The organism is Phycicoccus sp. Soil803, from assembly GCF_001429685.1.
GTDB lineage: Bacteria > Actinomycetota > Actinomycetes > Actinomycetales > Dermatophilaceae > Pedococcus.
This window is the reverse complement of record NZ_LMST01000001.1, coordinates 450,878-470,678: the sequence shown is the minus strand read 5'-3', so window position 1 is coordinate 470,678 and position 19,801 is coordinate 450,878. Positions and strand designations below refer to the sequence as shown.

Genomic DNA, 19,801 nt, shown 5'->3' with positions numbered 1-19,801 from the left:
TGGTTCCGGTGCTTCCACCCTGATGACGAGCGAGCGGGGTGCTATTCGACAGCCTGCCCGAAGATGTTGCGTCGCACCCAGGCATGCATGGCAATTGCCGCGGCGGCGCCCGCGTTGATCGACCTGGTCGACCCGAACTGCTCGATGTGCAGCACCACCTCGCAGGCCTCGCGCATGGGCGCGGAGAGCCCGGGGCCCTCCTGCCCGAAGACGAGGACGCACTCCCGGGGCAGGTCGTAGGTCTCGAGCGGCAGGGAGCCGGGCAGGTTGTCGATCCCGATCAGGGGTATGCCGCGTGGCCGGGCCTCCGTCGCGGCCCCCGCCCCAGCGGTCCCCACCTCGGCGGCCCCCGCCCCAGCGGCCCAGGCCACCAGGTCCGCGACGGTCGGGTGGTGGTGCTCGTGCTGGTAGCGGTCGGTGACCATCGCCCCGCGACGGTTCCAGCGCCGCTTGCCGACGATGTGGAAAGCCTTGGCGTTGAAGGCGTTCGCTGTCCTGATGACCGAGCCGATGTTGAAGTCGTGACCCCAGTTCTCGACCGCGACGTGGAAGTCGTGACGGTGGGTGTCGAGGTCGGCCACGATCGCGTCGTGCCGCCAGTAGCGGTAGGTGTCGACCACGTTGCGACGGTCGCCGTCCCGGAGCAGCTCGGGGTCCCAGTGGTCGCCGTCCGGCCACTCCCCCGGCCACGGCCCCACCCCGACCTCGTCAGGGGTGCTCGTCGCGTCAGCCATCGAGCTCCTGGAAGAGGGTCAGCTGGACCCCGGCCGGACCCTCCAGCCGCGAGTTGAGCGAGCGCCACGGGGTCTCCGTGGGCGGCGCGATGAGCTCGGCACCGGCTGCGACGGCCGTGGTCGTGGCGGCCTGGGCGTCGTCGACCTCGAGGGCGACCCGGAGGTGCGGTGCCACCCGTCGGCCGACCTCGACCGCGTCGATCATCTCGACCTGGGCCGTGTTGGAGAGCTCGAGCGTCGCGCGCCCCGCTTCCAGGATCGACACCTGGGCCCCACCGTCACCCGCGTAGGCCTCCTGGACCGGCATACCGATGACGTCGCGGTAGAACCGCAGCGCCTCCTCGTAGTCCTCCGCGTGCACCACCAGCCGCAGCTGGCGGACCCTGCCCTCCTGGGAAGTCATGGACCAAGCCAACCACGAGGCCGGGGGTCCGGACCCGCACGGACTCCGGGGTGTCAGCGAGCGGTGTCACGATGACGTGATGGCACCCCGACTCGGCGTCGCGTTCGTCCCCAGCCTGCCCCCCGAGGCGCTGTTGCCGTTGGCGCGGGCCGCCGACGAGCACCTCGACGACCTCTGGGTGTGGGAGGACTGCTTCAAGGAGAGCGGCATCGCGAGCGCGACGGCCGCCCTCGCCTCGACGCAGCAGGTGCGGGTCGGCCTCGGGCTGATGCCGGCGCCCCTGCGCAACGTCGCCCTGACCGCGATGGAAGTCGCCACCCTGCACCGGCTCTTCCCCGGCCGGTTCGTGCCGGGCGTGGGTCACGGGGTCCAGGACTGGATGGGCCAGGTCGGCGGCCGGGCGGCCTCGCCGATGACCCTCCTGGAGGAGTACCTCACCGCGTTGCGACGACTCCTCGACGGGGAGGAGCTGACGGTCGACGGTCGCTACGTGCACCTCGACCGGGTGCAGCTCGACTGGCCACCAGAGCCGGGCACGGTGTTGATGGCCGGCGGTTCCGGGCCGCGCACGCTCGACCTGTGCGCCCGGCTCGGCGACGGAGTGCTGCTCGCCGCGGGTCTCAGCGAGACCGAGCTGGCGGGTGCGGCCGACCGCGCCCGGGCCGCCTCGGGCGACCCTGACGTCGAGGTGGTCTACTCGGTCGTCGCAGCCGCCGGGCCTGAGGCGCAGGCCCGCGCCGATGCCGACCTGGCCCTGTGGGGCGTGGCCGCCGACCCCACGCGCACCGCCGCGGGGGCCCCCGAGGACATCGCCGCTTCGGTCCGGCGCTCGGCCGACGCCGGCGCGACGACCGTGGTCCTCCAACCGACCAGCGACGTGACCGACGTGACTGAGCTGGTCGCCCTCGTCGAGATGATCGGCCGTGAGGTCCGCCCGCTCCTGCGCCGAGCCGGCGGCGGCACACCAGCGCTCCACGGCGCTCGTGGCCTCGGGAAGGGCTCGGAGTGACCATGCCGGGTGGGCGCTGCTACTCAGGCGGCGACCTGCCCCGGGCCGTCACGCTCGACCCATGGACGCCCGCGCCCTCGCTGCCGCCACCCCTGCTGACCGCAACCGCGTCGTCGACTTCCTGCGCGCGTTCGCCATCGTGACCGTCGTGCTCGGCCACTGGCTGATGGCCGCGGTGATCGTGCAGGACGGCACGCTCGTCCCGAACGCCGTGCTGAACATCGCCCCGTGGAGCCATCCCCTCACCTGGTTCTTCCAGGTGATGCCGCTGTTCTTCATCGTCGGCGGCTACGCCAACGGCCGGTCCTGGCGCTCGGCCCGACGGCGCGGCGACACCTACGCCACGTGGCTCCGGGCCCGCCTCCAACGCCTCGCCGCACCCGTGCTCCCGCTCCTCCTCGTGTGGCTGGCGATCGCCTCGATCGCGTATGCCGCGGGCGTGCCCGGCGCGACCCTGCGCACCGCGTCGCAGGTGGCCCTGGTGCCGACCTGGTTCCTCGCCGCCTACATCGTCGTGGTCGCGGTGGCTCCGCTCCTGCTCTCGGTCTGGGGGCGGTTCGGCTGGTGGAGCGTCGGTGCCGGGCTGCTCCTGGGCGGTCTGGTCGACTGGTGGAGCATCGCCGGCGACAACCACTGGATTGGCTTCGCCAACTACCTCGTCGTCTGGGCCACGGTGCACCAGCTCGGGTTCGCCTGGCTCGACGGCTCGTTGGCGGGTCGGCGACGGCGGGTCGCGCTCGCCGGCGTCGGTCTCGTGACCCTCGTCTGGGCCGGCCCCTACCCGATCTCGATGATCGGGGTCGACGGGGCGGTCCTCAACAACTCCTATCCGACCCGGGTCACGCTGGCGTTCCTCGGCATGGTGCAGGCCGGTGTGGTGCTCCTCGCCGAGCGACGGCTGGCCCTCCTGCTGGAGCGACCGCGGGTGTGGGCCGTTGCCGTCGTCGTGAACCTGCGCATCATGTCGCTCTACCTCTGGCACCTCACGGCCATGGTGCTGGTCATCGGAATGTCCTTGCTGGCAGGGGGTTTTGGGCTACGGCCCGTCCCGCTCAGCGGGTCGTGGTGGGTGACGCGGCCGGTGTGGTTCGCCGTCCTCGCCACGGTGACGTCCGGGCTGGTCCTGGTCTTCGGCCGGTTCGAGAAGCCGGTCCGCGACCTTCGCCCCGCGCCCGCCGTGTGGCGTCCGGCCCTCGCGACGGCGGCCGTCTGCGGCGGCCTCGGCGTGATTGCGGCGTCGGGCATCGTCTCGCGCGACGGCGTGCACTGGGTGTGGCCGCTGCTGCCGGTCGCGGCAGTCATCGGACTCGGCGTCGTGCCCCTGCCCCAGCGAAAACCGGTTGCCCCGCAAGACCCGGCTCTGTTGCCATGAAGGAGTCCGACCGCCGACCACCAGCAGTGCCCACGAGAGGAATGCGACCGATGCGAGCAGCTTTCACGTCCCGCCAGGTACCCACCTACCGAATGGATGTGAAGGCCAGTGCGAGCTGGACGCAGGAAGACCCTCTGCCTGGGGATCGTCGCGCATGTTGACGCCGGCAAGACCAGCCTGACCGAACGAGTCCTCTTCGAGGCCGGTGTGCTCGACCACCCCGGCAGCGTCGACGCCGGCGACACGCAGACCGACAGCATGGCGCTGGAGCGTCAGCGCGGCATCACCATCCGGTCTGCCGTCGTCTCCTTCGACTGGCGGGCGACGACCGTCAACCTCATCGACACCCCAGGCCACTCCGACTTCATCGCCGAGGTGGAGCGGGCGCTGACCGTGCTCGACGCAGCGGTGCTCGTCGTGTCGGCGGTCGAGGGGGTGCAGGCGCAGACCCTCGTGCTGATGCGCGCCCTGCAGCGTCTCGGCCTGCCCGTCGTCCTCTTCGTCAACAAGGTCGACCGCGCCGGAGCCGACCCCGACCGGGTCCTCGGCGAGGTGACCACCCGGCTCAGCCCGGAGGCCTTCGCCCTCGGGCAGGTGAGTGGCGCGGGCACCCGCGGCGCGGCATACCTGCCGTTCGAGGTGGGGACCACCGAGCTCGGCGAGCTGCGCAGCACGGTGCGCGGCGCGACCGCCCACCCCGTGCTGTTCGGGTCCGCGATCACCGGCGCGGGCGTGACCGAGCTGCTCGACGCCCTCACGACCCTGCTCCCCGTGGCGGCACCCGTCCCGTCGGCCGTGTCCGGCACTCCTGGGCCGCCGAGCGGCACCGTCTTCAAGGTCGACCGCGGTGAGGGTGGGCGCACCGTCCTGGCCCGGGTGCGCTCGGGATCGCTGCGGCTGCGCGACCGCGTCGAGGTCGACGGGCGGGCGGCGGAGAAGGTCACCGGCCTGCGGCTCTTCGACCGGGGCCGGCTGGTGAGTGTCGACGAGGTGCCCGCCGGCCGGATCGCGGCAGTGACCGGATGGTCGTCGGCACGCATCGGTGACCGGTTCGGGCCGGTTGGCGCGACTCCTGGCGCAGTCGCGCAGTTCGCTCGGCCGACCCTCGAGACCGTCGTGGACGCGGTGCGGCTCAGCGACGTCGTGGGGATGTACTCCGCGCTCACCGAGCTCGCCGACCAGGACCCGCTCATCGACCTGCGTCGCGACGACGGCCGACGGGAGATCGCCGTCTCGCTCTACGGCGAGGTGCAGAAGGAGGTCATCGCGGCGGTGCTGGCCGAGGAGTACGGCATCGAGGTGACGTTCCGGCCGACGACCAGCATCTGCGTCGAGCGCGTCGTCGCTCCCGGCGCGGCCGTCCAGCTCATCGGCACGGCGCCCAACCCGTTCCTCGCGCAGGTGGGGCTGCGCGTCGAGCCGCTGCCGGTGGGCGCGGGCCACGAGTTCGCCCTCGAGATCGAGCTCGGGTCGATGCCGCCCGCCTTCTTCACCGCCGTGCGCGAGGGCATCGCGGCGACGCTCGAGGAGGGCGTGCACGGCTGGGCCGTCCCCGACGCGCGGGTCGTGATGACGCACTCGGGCTACTACCCGCGGCAGAGCCACGCGCACGCGACGTTCGACAAGGCGATGTCGAGCACCGCCCAGGACTTCCGCAGCCTGACCCGGCTGGTGCTGGCCGAGGCCCTGGTGCGGGCCGGCACCGTGGTCTGCGCGCCCGTGCACCGGTTCGAGCTCGAGGTGCCGGAGGACACGCTCAGCTCGGTGTTGGGCGAGCTGAACCGGCACCGGGCCGTGCCGCTGGAGACGACCCTGCGCGGTCGCTCGGCCGTGCTGGTCGGGGAGGTGCCGGCCGACGCGGTCCACGGCGTGCAGCAGCGCATCCCGCACCTGACCCGTGGCGAGGGCGTGTTCACCTCAGGGCTGGACCACTACGCCCCGACCACCGGGGCCCCGGCCGAGCGCAGCCGCGCCCAGCCGGACCCGTTCGCTCAGATCGGGGACTGGTCGCGGATCCAGCGCAGCTGGCCGGCCGGCTGAGGCCCCGGTCTTTGATGGGTTGACCCCACCCTGGTGTGGTCGACCCATCAAAGACTCGGGAGGGGCGGGGCCTCAGCGTCCGCACAGGTGAGGATTCGGGCAGTGCCGACGCCACGGCATACCCTTGACGCGTGATGACCCCCACCCTCGGCCCTGACTGGATGGACCCCCAGTGGCTGCTCGAACGCTTCGGCAGCCAGTTCTTCTGGGTGAGCGCCGCCATCGTCTTCATCGAGTGCGGCCTGCTCTTCCCGATCCTCCCTGGCGACTCGCTGCTGTTCGCGGTGGGGCTGTTCATCGCGGAGGGGTCGATCGACATCAACATCGTGGTGGCCTGCCTGCTCCTGACGGTGGTGGCCTTCGCGGGCAATGTCGTCGGCTACGAGATCGGCCGCGCCGTGGGGGCTCCGCTCTACGAGCGTGACGGCCGTTTCCTCAAGAAGAAGTACTTCGACGAGACCCACGCGTTCTTCGAGAAGCACGGCGCGAAGGCCCTCGTGCTCGGCCGTTTCGTGCCGATCGTGCGCACCTTCATCACCGTCGTCGCCGGGGTGGGTCGGATGGACCGCCGCCACTTCTTCGTGTGGAGCGGTGTGGGGGCGGCGCTCTGGGCGACCGGCGTCACGCTGCTCGGCTACTTCCTGGGCAACGCGTTCCCGGTCCTCAAGGACCACCTCGAGGTGGCCATCCTCGCGATCGTGGCGGTGTCCGTGATCCCGATGGCGGTCGAGGTCATCCGAGCGCGTCGTGGGCGCACGGCCACCGAGGCCATCCTCGAGGAGACCGGCGAAGCCGTGGAGGACCTGCGCGACGACCGCGTCTGACGGTCCGTCTGCGACAGCCGCAAGCGCAGCTACTCCGGGGTGTTGGGGGTGTCTCGCCCCAGCCGGAAGCGGGTGGTCACACCTTCGTACATCAGGTGGGCCGTCAGCCCTTCCTTGGCGTGCGGCAGGTTGTGGCAGTGGTCCAGCCAGATGCCCGGGTTGTCGGCGACGAAGGCCACATCGAAGGTCTGGTTGTTGCCCACCTCGAGGCTGTCCGTCCACCACGGGCTGCCGGTGGCCTTGACCCCGTCGCGGGCGAGCACCACGACGTGGTGACCGTGCAGGTGCATCGGGTGGGTCTCGCCTGAGTGGTTGTCGATGTGCATGACCGCGACGTCACCCTCGGCGACCATGAACATCGGCGCACCCGGGAACATCTTGCCGTTGACGGTCCAGTGCACGCCTGGCCTGCCGTTCACGAACCCCGGACGCCGGCCGATGCTGTAGGTGAACCTCCGGTCGGGGTGGTCCACGTCGAGCCCGAGCGGTGCCGGTGAGCCGTAGGTCAGCAGGTCCACGACGCCGGTCGGCGCGCGCATCGCAGGGGTCGCGGGCGCGGCGCTCCCGGCCGGCCCGAGCACGAGGGCGGCTCCGCCCATCTCGACGCGGACCGCGGCCCCGGAGGCAGGCACCCGGACCCTGAGGTCGACCCGCCCGCCGGCCGCGAGGGCCACCTTGGCGCCCTCGACCGGCGTGGGCCGGTTGACGTCGGTGCCGTCGACCGCCGCGACCTCGAAGGTCGCACCGCTCACCCACACCGGCATGATCCCGTTGTCGGTGTTGATGATCCGCACCCGCGCCGTCTTCCCGGCGGGCACCTCCACCGGCACGTCACCGGAGCGTCCCTGCACCGCCCGCCGACCGGCATACAGGTGCGCCAGGCCGACCACGTCGACGTCACCGCCGATCCCCCCTCGCGGGGTGACCACCACGGCGCCGAGCAGACCCTTGATGACCTGCTCGTGGGACACCTGGTGCGAGTGGTACCAGTACGTGCCGACCTGCATGGCCCGGAACCGGTAGACGTGCCGCCCGCCGATCGGGACCGCGTCCTGGGTCACGCCGGCCACACCGTCCTCGGCGTTCGGCACGTCGATGCCGTGCCAGTGCAGGGAGGTGCCGTCCGGCACCGACTCGTTGACCAGCGTGACCTGCACGAGGTCACCTTCCTGGGCGCGGATCGTGGGCCCGGGCGTGGTGCCGTTCAGGGTGTATGCCGTGAGCGTCGGGCCGCCGGGAACGGTCACCTTCTGCCGGCGCGCGGTCAGGGTCACTTCGACGTCCGCGGAGTCCTGGTCGGGCTCGACCAGGGTCGTGACGTCGCGCCCGCCAGCGGCGCCCGGCAGGTGGCCGTGGGCGAGGGCGGCGCCCCCGCCGACGTCGACGAGGCCCATGGTCATCACGGAGTAGGACGCGGGCACCAGGCTGGCCGCCCACAGCCAGGCCAGCGGCAGCAGCACCACGAGGGCAGCGGCGAGCGCGGCGACCAGGCGGACGCGCGCTCGCCGACTGCCCCGACCTGCCGTCGGCTCAGACGGCAACGCGCTGCGCGGACTCGCTGTCAGCTGGCCTCGCCACCACCGACGAGCGCGAGCGGATGCCGGTCCAGGCAGCCACGGAGAACAGCGCCAGGGCGTTGAGCCCGTGCAGTGCGCCCAGGACGGCGACGGCGTGGCCGAAGAGGCCCAGCGTCACCTGCAGCACGACCAGCGCGAGGACGCCGAAGGCGAACGCCATCCCGCGCGGCACCTTGGCGAAGAAGGACGAGATGACCAGGAGCAGCGCCAGCGCCGGGATGACCATCATGCCGTTCATGCCGTGGAGGAGGAACGCCTGGAACTCGGGGAAGGGAGCCGCCCCACCCTCGATCGCGTCCTCGAACGTCGCCTTGTCCACGACCCCACCGTCGTCGACCCACAGCCCCAGTCCAGCGTCGCCGTAGACGATGAACATGGCCTGCACCGCCACCTCGATGGCCACGAGGAAGGCGAGTACCCGGTAGACCTTGCGCATTGCGAACCCCTCTCACCCTGCGGGGCCGTGCGGGACCCCGTCGACCACCCATGGTGGCGTGGATCGGCCCGGAAGGGGACCGGTTTCCGGTACTAGCGCAGGTGGCCCGGACGAACCGGACCAAACCGGTGCGACTCACCCGTGGGGGTGGCGGCCGGCTCGCTCAGAGCTCGATCTGCCCGCTCTTGTATGCCGCGGTGACGGCCGCCGTGCGGTCGGTCACGCCGAGCTTCTCGAAGGCCCTGAGCAGGTGGGTCTTCACGGTCGCCTCGCCGATGTGCAGCTCGCGTCCCACCTCCGCGTTGGACATCCCCTTGGCGACGCACTGGAGCACCTGGGCTTCCCGGTCGGTCAGGGCCGGGGTGGCGGGAGCGCGGAGCCGGCTCGCCAGTCTCGCCACGACCGGCGGGGCGAGCACGGTCTCGCCACGAGCCGCGCGACGAATGGCGTCGGCCAGGGTCTCTCGAGGGGCGTCCTTGAGCAGGTAGCCGTTGGCACCGGCCTCGACGGCGCGGACGATGTCGGCGTCCGTGTCGTAGGTCGTGAGCACCAGCACGGCCGGCGCGGGAGGACTGGCCAGCATCTTGGCCGTCGCCTCCGGGCCGTCCATCACGGGCATCCGCAGGTCCATCAGCACGACGTCCGGGGCGAGCCTCGCGGCGAGCAGCACGGCCTCGGCGCCGTCGGCGGCCTCGCCGACGACCTCGAAGTCCGCGTGTTCCGAGAGCATCGCGACCAGGCCCATCCGCACCACCGGGTGGTCGTCGACCACCAACAACCGCAACGTCATCGGGGCACCTCCACCCTCAGCCTGGATCCCTCGCCGGGGGCGCTGTCGACGTCGAAGCGCCCACCCACCTCGGCCGCCCGGGCGGTCGCGCCGTCGAGCCCGTAGCCGCGCGCCTCGGCTCCGGGTGCGAAGCCGATCCCGTTGTCGGACACCGCGAGCGCGACGGGGCCGTCCGGCTCGTAGGACAGCGCGACCTCGAACGTCGTGGCGCCGGAGTGCCGTCGCACGTTGGACAGCCCCTCCTGTGCGGTCCGCAGCAGCACGACCTCGGAGTTCGCAGGGAGCACGACCGGCTCACCTTCCACCCGCAGGGTGCCCGTCATGCCGCTCTCGGCCGAGACCGCGTCGACCAGCCGTTGCAGCGCCTCCGACAGCGTGCGGGACTGCAGGTGGCCGGGCGTCATCTCGGCCACGATGAGCCGGGCCTCCGAGAGGTTGTCGGCGGCGGTCAGCTCGATCAGGTGCAGCCGCTCGCGCACCGCCGCCAGGTCGCCACGGTCGAGGGCGAGCTCGGTCGCCCGGGCGAGGGTCACGACCGACGTGAACCCCTGGGCGAGGGTGTCGTGGATCTCGCGGGAGATCCGCTCGCGCTCTCCCGCGACGCCCTGGGCGCGCTCGGCGGCGGCCAGCTCGTCCTGGGTGCGCTTGAGCTCGTCGATGGTGCGGGCGCGGGTGTCGGCCTCGTTGATGATCCGGTCGATGAACAGGCCGAGGGTCAGCGACAGCACCAGCATGATCACCGTGCTGATGGCGATCCCCACGAAGTCGTCGCCGGTGCGCGGTCCCTGCCAGAGGCGCGCGACCCCGATCCCGACCACGGCCAGGATCACCGTCACGGCCGCCTTGTTGCGGGGCAGGATCGCCCAGGTCTGCGGGAAGAGCCCGAAGGACAGGATCCACGCCGTGCCCGTGCCGTCCAACGCCAGCAGGACGATCATCAGCCCCCACGCGACGGCCAGGTAGGTGAGGCCGGCCCGCGCGTCACGCTCACCCATGCCACGGCGGCCCCACACGGCATACGCGGCACCGATGGCGACCACGCACCCGATCCGCCAGACGAGGTACTGCTGGTCCTCCGCCAGCATCACCACGATGGTCGTCACGACGAGGACGGCGAACAGGCCGTGCCACCAACGCAGCTGGCCGCGCCACATCTCGTCGAGGTCGTCCGAGGACGACCCCTGCTCCGAGCCGCAGTCAGCGGGCCCGATGCCGTCGGTGCTCACGGGACCATCATGTCGTGCCGCGCTTGGTCCAGCGGAAGGTCCGGGCACACACGACCAGGCCGGCGACCAGCCAGACAGCCAGCACGAGGGAGGTGCGGCCGTGCTCCTTGGTGCCGGCCATCTCCCGGGTCTGCCAGTCGTCGGGGAAGAAGACCGAGCGCATGCCCTGGGCGATCCACTTGAGCGGGAAGAGGGACGCCACCTGCTTCAGCCACTCGGGCAGGTCGGTGAAGGCGAAGTAGACGCCCGAGATGAACTGCAGGATGAGGGTCGGCGCGATGACGATGGCGCCGACCGAACGCGACGAGGAAGCCAATGAGGCGAAGGCGATCCCGAGCACGGTGCCGGACGCGACACCCAGCAGGAACACCCACACGAAGGTCGCCCAGCTCCCGGCGTCGCCGGGCAGCTGCACCCCGAACCCGAGCTTCGCGACGGCGATGAGCAGGGCGAACTGCGCGAGGCTGGTGCTGGCCACGAGCCCGACCTTGCCGAGGAAGTAGGCGACCGGCGGCATCGGGGTCGACCGCAGGCGCTTGAGGGTGCCGTCGTCCCGCTCGATCGCGACGCTCAGGGCCATCGACTGGAAGCTGGTCAGCATCACCCCGGCCGCGACCATCCCCGGGAGGAAGAACCGGGCTGCGTTCACCCCGGCGGCCTCGGCGTCGCCGTCGCCGAAGCTGTCACCGAAGATCACCGAGAACATGCTGAGCATGAGGATGGGGAAGACGAAGGAGAAAGAACACCGCCTCCTTCTCGCGGAAGTACATCTTCAGCTCGAGGACCGTGCGGTCCCAGCCGATGGCGACGGCGTTCACGCGACGACCTCCAGCTCGGGCTCGCTGCCGGTGGCGGCGAGGTGCGGTGCGATCAGGGAGAGGTAGGTGTCCTCCAGCGACGGCCGGGTCACGGTCAGCTTTGGCACCTCGCCGAGCTCCGCGCCGAGCCGGGAGACGAGCTGGGTCGGCGTGCTCGTCTGCTCGGTATGCCGCGTGCCGGCCGCGTCCTCCCAGGTCACCGTTGCCAGCGAGGACGACCGGCCACCGAGGTTGGCCGGGGTGTCGACGGCGAGCATGCGACCGGCGGCGATGACGCCGACCCGGTCGGCCAGCTGCTCGGCCTCGTCGAGGTAGTGGGTGGTCAGCAGGATCGTGGTCCCGCCGTCCGCGAGCGACCCGATCAGCTCCCAGAAGTCGCGGCGGGCCTGGGGGTCGAACCCGGTCGTGGGTTCGTCGAGGAAGAGCAGCTCGGGGGTGCCGACGATGCCCAGTCCCACGTCGAGGCGGCGGCGCTGGCCACCGCTGAGCTTGCCGATCCGGTCACCGGCCTGGTCGGTGAGCCCGACGGCGGCGAGCACCTCGTCGACGTCGCGGGGGTTGCGGTAGACCTTCGCGGTGCTGGCGAGGGCCTCGCGCGGGGTGATGAGGTCGAGCCCCGTCGTGGACTGGAGCACGATGCCGAGGCGGTTGCGCCAGGCCAGCCCTGCCGTCTGCGGGTCCTCGCCGAGCACCGAGACGGTGCCACCGTCACGCTTGCGGAAGCCCTCGAGGATCTCGACGGTCGTGGTCTTGCCCGCGCCGTTGGGGCCGAGGAGGGCGAACACCTCTCCGCGTTCGATCTGCAGGTCGATGCCGTCGACCGCGGCGCGGTCGGCATAGGTCTTGCGCAGGTCGGTGACGCGGATCGGTGCCTGGGGTGCTGACATGGCTCCAGCCTGCCCGCACTCGGGGCGATCGCGTCAGCCCCGCGCGGTTGACCCGCCGTCCACCATCCGGTTGACCCACCCCCGCCGCCCCATCTTTATCGGGTCTAGGGACAACGTTGACCCTCACACGGGTTATGAACCGGTGCGAGGGTCAACGTTCTTGCCAGACCCGATAAAGCTGTGACTGGGTCAGGGCTGGGTGGGGGGAGGCGTCTCGGCGGGAGGCGTGGGCGTGGGCTCGGCCGCAGCGGGCGGGGTCGCGGGGGCGCCGGCTGGCGTGCCCCCGGCATACCCGCTGGGCGGTGGGATGGTCGCGTCACGCTGGCCGAAGTCGACCTTGACCGGGTCGCGCTCCTCACCCTCGACCTCGAAGTACTCCGCCCGGCCGATGTTGAACAGGCCCGCGACGATGTTGGACGGCACGGTCTCGACCTTGGTGTTCAGCTCGCGCACGTTGGCGTTGTAGTAGCGCCGCGCGGAGGCGATCCGGTCCTCGGTGGAGGTGAGCTCCTGCTGGAGGGCCAGGAAGTTCTGGTTGGCCTTGAGGTCGGGGTAGGCCTCGGCGACGGCGATGAGGCGGCCGAGCGCCTGGCTCAGCAGCCCCTCGGACTGCGCCTGCTGGGCAGGGCTCTGGCCACCCGCCATCGCGGCCGACCGCGCCTTCATGACGTCCTCGAGGGTGCCGCGCTCGTGGGCGGCGTAGCCCTTGACCGTCTCGACGAGGTTGCCGATCAGGTCATGGCGCCGCTTGAGCTCGACGTCGATCTGGCGCCAGGCCTCCTGCACGAGGTTGCGCAGCTTGATCAGCCCGTTGTAGACGCCGACCGCCCACAGCGCGACCAGGACGAGCACGACGGCGATGATGATCCAGACCCACATGAGCGAACCCCTTGTCTTGTGCGGCGGTCTCGTTCTGCAGTGCAGCCTAGGCCAGACCGAGTTCGTCGAGGCCGTAGACGAAGCGGTACTCGATCCCCGCGTCCGCGAAGCGCTCACCCGCACCGGTCGCCCGGTCGGCGATGGTCGCGATGGCCACGACCTCGGCGCCGGCCTCGCGAGCCGCCTCCACCGCGTCGATCGGCGAGTTGCCCGTGGTCGTGGTGTCCTCGACCACCACCACGCGGCGACCCTCGATCGACGGCCCCTCGATGCGCTGCTGGAGGCCGTGCGCCTTGCCGGCCTTGCGCACGACGAACGCGTCCTTGCGATCGCCCGCGGCCGCGCTGGCATGCAGGATCGCGGTGGCGACCGGGTCGGCACCCAGGGTCAGCCCGCCCACGGCGTCGTAGTCCAGGTCGGCGATGAGGTCCCGCATGACGATCCCGACGAGGGGCGACGCCTCGCCGTCGAGGGTGATGCGGCGCAGGTCGACGTAGTAGTCGGCTTCCTTGCCGGACGACAGCGTCACCCGGCCGTGCACGATGGCCTTCTCCTTGATGATGTCGAGCAGGCGGGCGCGGGCGGCGGAGGTGTCGGTCACGGTTCGTGAGCCTACCGAGCAGGCGGTGGGGTATGCCGCGTGGCCGGCCACGCGGCATACCGAGGCTCCGGGGCGACGCCCCTTGCACACCTTGCGAGGACGCCCCGGCTGCCTAGGGTGAAGGACATGGCCACGACCTCGCCGCAGCTCACCAGCCGCATGGCAGACGCCGCCTCCCGCCTCGTTGACTCGCTCGGGCCCGAGCAGCGGGAGGCGCTCGCCGCCGACCTCGGCGACCCGGCCTTCCGCGAGTGGTCCTACCTGCCCGGCCCCCGTGCGGGCCTGGTGCTCGGCGAGCTCACCGGCACGCAGCGGGACGCAGCCCTGGCCCTGCTCGACACCGGGTGCAGCGCCGGCGGCGCACAGACCGCGCGGGCCGTCATCGAGCTCGACCTGATCCGCAGGCAGCTGGGTGGCGGCGATCCCCGGCCGGGCGACGACCGGTTCTGGTTCCGGGTGTTCGGCGACCCGTCGACCGGCGTGTGGGCCTGGCGGGTCAACGGCCACCACCTGGCCGTCCACGTCACGGTCGCCGGTGGCGAGCTCACCGTGACACCGAGCTTCTTCGGGTCCGAACCCGCGCGGGTGCCCACCGGCCCGCACCAGGGGCTGCGGGTGCTGACCGCCGAGGAGGACCTGGCCCGCGAGCTGCTCGCCTCGCTCGACGAGCCACAGCGGAGGGAAGCCATCACCTCGGCCACCGCACCCGCCGACGTGCTGACCCGCCACGACCCGGTGGCCGACCCGACCCGCATCGGCGCCGGGATCAGCCACGGGGACCTGACCCCCGCGCAGCAGGATCGCCTGCACCGCCTGGTGCGGCACTACTTCGACCGCACCCCCGAGGACGCGGCGGCCGCGGCGTGGGCGGCAGCCGACCGCGCCGGGCTCGACGCGATCCGCTTCGCGTGGGCCGGTGGGACGAGTCCCGGCCAGGGGCACTACTACTCGGCGCTCGGCCCGACGTTCCTGCTCGAGTACGACAACACGCAGGACGGCGCCAACCACATCCACAGCGTGTGGCGCGACCTCACCGACGACTGGGGCGGCGACCTGCTGGCCCGGCACTACGCGAGCGGTCACCACTGAGCTCGTGAGGTGTGCCGCGTGGCTGGGCCACGCGGCACCCGAGTCACTTCCCGGGACGGTGGACGCTGCCGGCGCGACGCCGGACGAGCGAGCGGGGCACGACGCGCAACGCCGCCACGATCGCCTTGTACTGGGGCGACGGCACGGAGACGACGCGGCCCTTGGCGACGTCGTCGAGGCAGTCACGCACCAGCCGGTCGGCGTCGAGCCACAGGAAGTCGGGGATGCTCGTCATGTCGATGTCGGCGCGCTGGTGGAACTCGGTGTGGGTGAAGCCGGGGCAGAGCACGGTCGCCGTGACCCCGCTGCCCTTCAGCTCGGCGGCCAGCCCCTCGGTGAAGACGGTGACGTAGGCCTTGTTGGCCGAGTAGGTGCCCGAGGTGATGAACGACGCGACCGACGAGACGTTGACGATGGCCCCGTGGCCCCGCTCACGCATGGCGTTGCCGGCGGCGTGGGACAACACGAGGACCGCCCGGCAGAGGACGTCGAAGTTGGCCTCCTCCTGGGTCACGTCGTGGCGCAGGAACGACCCCTTGAGGGAGTAGCCGGCGTTGTTCACGAGGAGGTCGACGGGCCTGGCCCGGTCGGCGACCCGCTCGGCGACCTTGCCGGTCTCGGCCCGGTCGGACAGGTCGGCCACGAGGATCTCGGTGGCGACGCCGTACTTCGCCTGCAGCTCGTCCGAGACGTTCTCCAGCCGTGGCCGGTCACGGGCGACGAGCACCACGTCGTGCCCGCGCTCCGCGAGGAGGTGGGCGAAGGACAGGCCGATGCCGGCCGTGGCTCCGGTGACGAGGGCAGTGCTCATGACGCCACTGTAGGCCGGTCCGCATAGGGTTGCCTGCGTGCGTATTGCCACCTGGAACGTCAACTCGATCCGCTCCCGCATCGACCGCGTGGAGGCCTGGCTGCAACGCAGTGACGTCGACGTCCTCGCCATCCAGGAGACCAAGGCCACCGACGCGCAGTTCCCGTTCGACCGGTTGGCGGCCCTCGGCTACGAGGTCGCCCACCACGGCCTGAACCACTGGAACGGCGTGGCGATCGTGTCCCGGGTCGGCATCGAGGACGTCACCCCGTCGTTCGCCGACGCGCCCGCGTGGGGCGACCCACCGGTCGTCGAGGCCCGGGCGCTGACGGCGACCTGCGGTGGGGTCCGGGTCACCTCCGTCTACGTGCCGAACGGCCGCCAGATCGAGGACCCCCACATGGTCTACAAGCTCGACTGGCTGGCCCGCCTGCGGGACCTCGCGCAGCGGTCCGTCGACGCGGGCGAGACGGCCGCGATCATGGGGGACTGGAACATCGCGCCGCAGGACGAGGACGTCTGGTCGATGGAGTACTACCTCGACAAGAGCCACGTCTCCCCCGGTGAGCGGGCCGCCTTCCAGGCGATCCTCGACACCGGGTTCGTCGACGTGGTGCGGCCGCACACCTCGGAGCCGGGCACCTTCACCTACTGGGACTACACGCGGCTCGCCTTCCAGAAGCGCCGGGGCATGCGGATCGACTTCATCCTCGGCACGCCGGCCTTCGCCGACCGGGTCAGCGGGGCGGCCATCGACCGCGAGGAGCGCAAGGGCAAGGGCGCCTCCGACCACGCGCCCGTCGTGGTCCAGCTCGACGACTGACCCCGACCCGCCCCCTGGGCGCCCCTGAGGGTGCTCAGGTTGCGGGAGGGGGCCGCGGTCGGGCGGTGCGGTCGCCAGAACTTACCGTCGGTAATAATGGCGGCATGAACCCCCGCACCTTCACCGTCGCCACCGACGACGGGACCCTGCTGCGGGTTCAGGAGCACGCCGGGGCGAAGGACCGACCCACCGTCGTGCTGGCCCACGGCTGGACGCTCACCCGCGAGTCCTGGCTGCCGGTCGTCGGCCCGCTCGTGGCTGCCGGGGTGCGCGTGGTGACCTATGACCAGCGCGGGCACGGCGAGTCGAGCCCGCTGCGCGGTGCGGCCTCCGTGCGGATGCTGGGCGACGACCTCGCCGCCGTACTCGACGTGGTGGCCCCACACGGACCCGTCGTCCTGGGCGGGCACTCCATGGGCGGCATGACCGTGATGGCGTATGCCGGGCTGCACACGGACGACTTCCGCTCCCGGGTGGGGGGTGTCGTGCTGGTGTCGACCAGCGCCGACGACCTCGCGAACCGGCTGGGCGCTGTCGAGGCGAAGGCCATGGCCCTCGCCGCGCGGCTGCCGCGGATCCCCGCGGGACGGTTCGTGACCCGCAACGGCCAGCGCCGCCTGCTGTTCGGCGTCGACCCCGACCCGGCCCACGTGCAGCTGACCCGCGACATGGTGGCCAGGACGTCGCTGCCGACGATGGGCCGCTTCTTCGGTGCCCTCGGCGAGCACGACGAGAGCGAGGCGCTCGAGGCACTGCGCGGCATACCGACGCTCGTGCTCGTGGGGGACCGCGACAAGCTCACACCTCCCCGTCACGCGCACCGGCTGGGGGAGCTGGTGCCGCACGCCGAGCTGCGCGAGCTGCCCGGGCGCGGCCACATGCTGATGTACGAGGCCACCGACGAGGTCGTCGATGCGGTCCAGTCCGTGCTGGACGCGGCAGTCCCCGGCCGGGCCCGCTGACCGGCCCGTCGCGCACGTGTCGCCGCACGTCGCCGCCAAGCGCCGCCGGCGAACGACCAGCGTGGAGGTCAGCCGAGCCGGACCGTGCTCAGTGGCGAGCCGGACGGCGCACCGTGGTCGTCCGCCGGTCGCCGCCGCAGCCCGAGGCCGAGCGAGGCGACCGCGCCGAGCAGCGCTGCGACGGCTGCGCCGAGGAACACCGTCTGCACCTGCACGATGCCGGCCGCCAGCAATGCCTTGGTGTCGGTCTGGTCGGGCAGGGCGGCCACGGTCTCGTAGTAACGGTGCAGCCCGATCGCGGTGAGCAGCGCGAGCCCGACGACCATCCCGACCATGCGCGCGACGACCACCAGGGCGGACGCGACCCCGTGGGCGTCGGCCGGTGCATCGGCCAGGGCGGCGTTGTTGACCGGGGCCAGCGCCAGCCCGATGCCGAGACCCACGAGCACGAGGACCACCGTGGCCATCGGTCCGTCGAGCGAGCCGTCCTCCCAGCCACTCATGACGAGGAGGCCGGCGGTGGCCACCAGCAGTCCGACACCACTGACCAGCCCGTCACCGCACCGCCGCAGTGACCAGCCGCCGAGCAACGCCCCGACGGGCACGGCCAGCAGGAAGCGCACGAGCACGAAGGCCGCGACCGTCTGCGAGTCGGTCAGGGTCAGCCGGGCGAGCACCGGCACGTTGACGATCACCGCGACCAGCGCCGCCCCCACCATCAGGCTGACGACGAGCGCGGTGCGGGCCCGGCCGCGGACGACGCCACGAGCGACCAACGGCTCGGCGGTGGTGCGGTGCCGCCAGAGGTAGAGGCCGAGGGCGACCGCGCCAACCGGCAGCAGCGCGAACCCGAGGGGACCGAGCACCTCGCGCTCGGGGTCGCTGGCGGCGAAGGTGAGGACGACGCTGCCCAGGGCCAGGCCGAGCAGCACCGCGCCGGGCAGGTCGGCCCGTCGCAGGAGACCCCACCACCGCGGCGCGGTCACCACCACCAGGGCCACGACCAGGGCCAGCGCCACCAGGCCGATCGGGGTCAGCACCCGCGACGTCGAGTCGCCGAAGGGGACGAACGGCACCCCCAGCGTGACGTCCGTCGCGAGCCGGGCCGGCGCGGCCAGCGCGAGCCCGCCCACGAACAGCGCCAGCGCGCCCAGCGCGAGGGGTATGCCGCGTGGTCGCCGCAGCGGCTGCCCTCCCACGGCGACGGCGACGGCGGCCAGGGCCAGGCCCGCGACCACGTTGAGCCAGAAGATCATCCGCCAGTCGGAGACCGCCAGGACCGCGGCGCCGAAGACCGGCCCGAGGACGCTGCCGACCTCCTGCACGGCCCCCACGACACCCAGCGGTGTGCCGCGGCGCTCGGCCGGCCAGAGGTCGGCCACGATGGCCAGCGTCGCGGGCACCAGACCCCCACCACCGATGCCCTGCAGCACTCGTCCGGTCACCAGCACCGGCAGCTCGACGGCCAGCGCCGTGATGGCCGACCCCACGACGAAGATCATCAGGCAGGCGACCAGGATCCGTTGCCGCGCAACGAGATCCGCCAGTCGACCAATCAGCGGCAGCACGGCGATGTAGCCGAGCAGGAACCCGGAGATGATAGGGGTCGCCTTCTGGAGCGCGTCGATGCCGAGGCCGACCCCGGTCATCATGTCCGTCAGGGCCAGCACCACGACATAGGTGTCGGCCGCGGCCAGCGCCACCGCCACGGAGGCCGTGGCGAGCAACGCCCTAGGGGCGGGTGATCGCAACGGGCTGAGCCAGGCTGGTGAGCCGCAGGGAGTAGGTGGAGGTCGACCCCTTGTAGAACGGGCCCTTCAGCAGCACCGTGCGGAGCTGCTTCTCCGCGGTGACGCCGTAGGTCACGTCGAACGTGCCGGCGCGGTCGCCGATGACGAACAGGTCGGCGACCGCGGTACCGGGCACGGTGCCCGTGTAGGTGGTCAGCACGTCCGACCCGTCGCGCACCTGGCCGCCCTTCTTGGGCGCCTGGGTCTTGCCGATGAGGCTGGTGATGCCCGTCTCCTTGTTGAAGAGCTGGGCGGGGTTGGGGGCGCCGTAGGTCGCCGGGTCGATCTTGTTGTAGCCGGGGGTGAAGAACTTCATGTAGACGTCCTGCTCCACCGCGATCACGTCGACCGTGCCGGTCACCCCGGCGATGGTCGCGTTGAGCGTGCCCTTGAAGGACGGTGGCGTGAAGAGCCCGGTCCCCTTGGCCCCCGAGACGCCGATGGCCTTGCCGGGCAGACCCGTGGCCTCCAGCGTGAACGTGACGGCCGGGCTCTTCTCGAGGTTGGTGCGCGCCGCCGCGAGCTGCTCGGTGGGCGTCCCCTCCTTGGCCGGGGCGTCCTCCCCGGACGAGCACCCCACGAGGCCGAGTGCCACGAAGGTGAGTGCCGTGCCGGCGATGGCGATTCCCTTGAGGCGCATGACCCCGAGGGTAGTCGGAGGGGACCGCTCCCCATGGTCGCAACGCCACACCCCGCCCTAGCGTTCGGACGAACCGGCACCAGCCGGCAC

20 protein-coding genes and 1 pseudogene are annotated in these 19,801 nt (G+C 71.9%); 7 read left to right on the top strand and 14 right to left on the bottom strand.

The window, feature by feature from the left end; all coding sequences use genetic code 11:
• Positions 1 to 41: 41 nt before the first annotated feature.
• Both ASG95_RS02175 and ASG95_RS02170 read right to left on the bottom strand, forming a co-directional pair.
• Positions 42 to 734 (bottom strand): TrmH family RNA methyltransferase, encoded by a 693-nt coding sequence (locus ASG95_RS02175; RefSeq protein ID WP_057376397.1) that lies wholly within the window; start codon positions 732 to 734, stop codon positions 42 to 44.
• Positions 727 to 1,137, bottom strand: a complete 411-nt coding sequence (locus ASG95_RS02170) for a VOC family protein (protein WP_057376396.1) — start codon at positions 1,135 to 1,137, stop codon at positions 727 to 729. The genes ASG95_RS02175 and ASG95_RS02170 overlap by 8 nt, the downstream gene beginning before the upstream one ends.
• Positions 1,138 to 1,216: 79 nt before the next feature.
• Between ASG95_RS02170 and ASG95_RS02165 the strand changes: the two genes are divergently transcribed.
• From ASG95_RS02165 to ASG95_RS02150, 4 genes and pseudogenes are all read left to right on the top strand, one after another.
• Positions 1,217 to 2,146: an LLM class flavin-dependent oxidoreductase gene (locus ASG95_RS02165; protein ID WP_082593009.1), complete on the top strand. Its 930-nt coding sequence runs from the start codon at positions 1,217 to 1,219 to the stop codon at positions 2,144 to 2,146.
• 61 nt (positions 2,147 to 2,207) lie between these two features.
• A complete protein-coding gene (locus tag ASG95_RS02160; protein WP_057376395.1) occupies positions 2,208 to 3,518 on the top strand; it encodes an acyltransferase family protein in 1,311 nt (436 codons plus the stop codon).
• A 108-nt stretch (positions 3,519 to 3,626) separates the two neighbouring features.
• Entirely contained in the window at positions 3,627 to 5,558 is a 1,932-nt protein-coding gene (locus tag ASG95_RS02155; protein ID WP_057376394.1) for a translation factor GTPase family protein, read from the top strand.
• A 134-nt stretch (positions 5,559 to 5,692) separates the two neighbouring features.
• Positions 5,693 to 6,184 (top strand): annotated as a pseudogene (locus tag ASG95_RS02150) (DedA family protein); the annotation flags it as partial.
• 227 nt (positions 6,185 to 6,411) lie between these two features.
• On the opposite strand, the gene ASG95_RS02145 reads toward ASG95_RS02150, so the two are convergent.
• The 9 genes from ASG95_RS02145 to pyrE form a co-directional block, all read right to left on the bottom strand.
• Complete coding sequence (locus ASG95_RS02145) at positions 6,412 to 7,923, bottom strand: multicopper oxidase family protein (RefSeq protein WP_235543251.1); 1,512 nt, start codon at positions 7,921 to 7,923, stop codon at positions 6,412 to 6,414.
• On the bottom strand, positions 7,913 to 8,395 hold the full coding sequence (locus ASG95_RS02140; RefSeq protein WP_057376392.1) for a hypothetical protein: 483 nt from the start codon (positions 8,393 to 8,395) through the stop codon (positions 7,913 to 7,915). The genes ASG95_RS02145 and ASG95_RS02140 overlap by 11 nt, the downstream gene beginning before the upstream one ends.
• Positions 8,396 to 8,558: 163 nt before the next feature.
• The gene (locus ASG95_RS02135; RefSeq protein WP_057376391.1) at positions 8,559 to 9,185 is read right to left on the bottom strand and encodes a response regulator transcription factor; all 627 of its coding nucleotides are present in this window, start codon (positions 9,183 to 9,185) and stop codon (positions 8,559 to 8,561) included.
• On the bottom strand, positions 9,182 to 10,411 hold the full coding sequence (locus tag ASG95_RS02130; protein ID WP_057376390.1) for a sensor histidine kinase: 1,230 nt from the start codon (positions 10,409 to 10,411) through the stop codon (positions 9,182 to 9,184). The genes ASG95_RS02135 and ASG95_RS02130 overlap by 4 nt, the downstream gene beginning before the upstream one ends.
• 7 nt (positions 10,412 to 10,418) lie before the next feature.
• Positions 10,419 to 11,126, bottom strand: a complete 708-nt coding sequence (locus tag ASG95_RS02125; protein WP_235543249.1) for an ABC transporter permease — start codon at positions 11,124 to 11,126, stop codon at positions 10,419 to 10,421.
• Positions 11,095 to 11,229: a hypothetical protein gene (locus tag ASG95_RS22190; RefSeq protein WP_255358310.1), complete on the bottom strand. Its 135-nt coding sequence runs from the start codon at positions 11,227 to 11,229 to the stop codon at positions 11,095 to 11,097. Before ASG95_RS22190 ends, ASG95_RS02125 begins: the two co-directional genes overlap by 32 nt.
• Positions 11,226 to 12,116, bottom strand: a complete 891-nt coding sequence (locus tag ASG95_RS02120) for an ABC transporter ATP-binding protein (RefSeq protein ID WP_057376389.1) — start codon at positions 12,114 to 12,116, stop codon at positions 11,226 to 11,228. Before ASG95_RS02120 ends, ASG95_RS22190 begins: the two co-directional genes overlap by 4 nt.
• A 189-nt stretch (positions 12,117 to 12,305) precedes the next feature.
• Positions 12,306 to 12,995, bottom strand: a complete 690-nt coding sequence (locus ASG95_RS02115) for a LemA family protein (RefSeq protein ID WP_057376388.1) — start codon at positions 12,993 to 12,995, stop codon at positions 12,306 to 12,308.
• Between the two features lie 46 nt (positions 12,996 to 13,041).
• Positions 13,042 to 13,596: an orotate phosphoribosyltransferase gene (pyrE, locus tag ASG95_RS02110; protein ID WP_056921979.1), complete on the bottom strand. Its 555-nt coding sequence runs from the start codon at positions 13,594 to 13,596 to the stop codon at positions 13,042 to 13,044.
• A 126-nt stretch (positions 13,597 to 13,722) separates the two neighbouring features.
• On the opposite strand from pyrE, the gene ASG95_RS02105 reads away from it, so the two are divergent.
• Positions 13,723 to 14,685: a DUF3500 domain-containing protein gene (locus ASG95_RS02105; RefSeq protein ID WP_057378674.1), complete on the top strand. Its 963-nt coding sequence runs from the start codon at positions 13,723 to 13,725 to the stop codon at positions 14,683 to 14,685.
• Positions 14,686 to 14,728: 43 nt separating this feature from the next.
• Here the strand turns inward: ASG95_RS02105 and ASG95_RS02100 are convergent, their stop codons facing one another.
• On the bottom strand, positions 14,729 to 15,496 hold the full coding sequence (locus tag ASG95_RS02100; protein WP_057376387.1) for an SDR family oxidoreductase: 768 nt from the start codon (positions 15,494 to 15,496) through the stop codon (positions 14,729 to 14,731).
• 37 nt (positions 15,497 to 15,533) lie between these two features.
• Here ASG95_RS02100 and ASG95_RS02095 point away from each other — a divergent pair, with 37 nt between their 5' ends.
• Together ASG95_RS02095 and ASG95_RS02090 are read left to right on the top strand one after the other, a co-directional pair.
• A complete protein-coding gene (locus tag ASG95_RS02095) occupies positions 15,534 to 16,319 on the top strand; it encodes an exodeoxyribonuclease III (RefSeq protein WP_056921976.1) in 786 nt (261 codons plus the stop codon).
• A gap of 104 nt (positions 16,320 to 16,423) precedes the next feature.
• Positions 16,424 to 17,281, top strand: a complete 858-nt coding sequence (locus ASG95_RS02090; RefSeq protein WP_057376386.1) for an alpha/beta fold hydrolase — start codon at positions 16,424 to 16,426, stop codon at positions 17,279 to 17,281.
• A gap of 68 nt (positions 17,282 to 17,349) precedes the next feature.
• On the opposite strand, the gene ASG95_RS02085 is transcribed toward ASG95_RS02090, so the two are convergent.
• Together ASG95_RS02085 and ASG95_RS02080 are read right to left on the bottom strand one after the other, a co-directional pair.
• The gene (locus ASG95_RS02085; protein WP_235543247.1) at positions 17,350 to 19,008 is read right to left on the bottom strand and encodes an MFS transporter; all 1,659 of its coding nucleotides are present in this window, start codon (positions 19,006 to 19,008) and stop codon (positions 17,350 to 17,352) included.
• Between the two features lie 4 nt (positions 19,009 to 19,012).
• The gene (locus tag ASG95_RS02080; protein WP_057376384.1) at positions 19,013 to 19,711 is read right to left on the bottom strand and encodes an LppX_LprAFG lipoprotein; all 699 of its coding nucleotides are present in this window, start codon (positions 19,709 to 19,711) and stop codon (positions 19,013 to 19,015) included.
• Positions 19,712 to 19,801 lie beyond the last annotated feature (90 nt).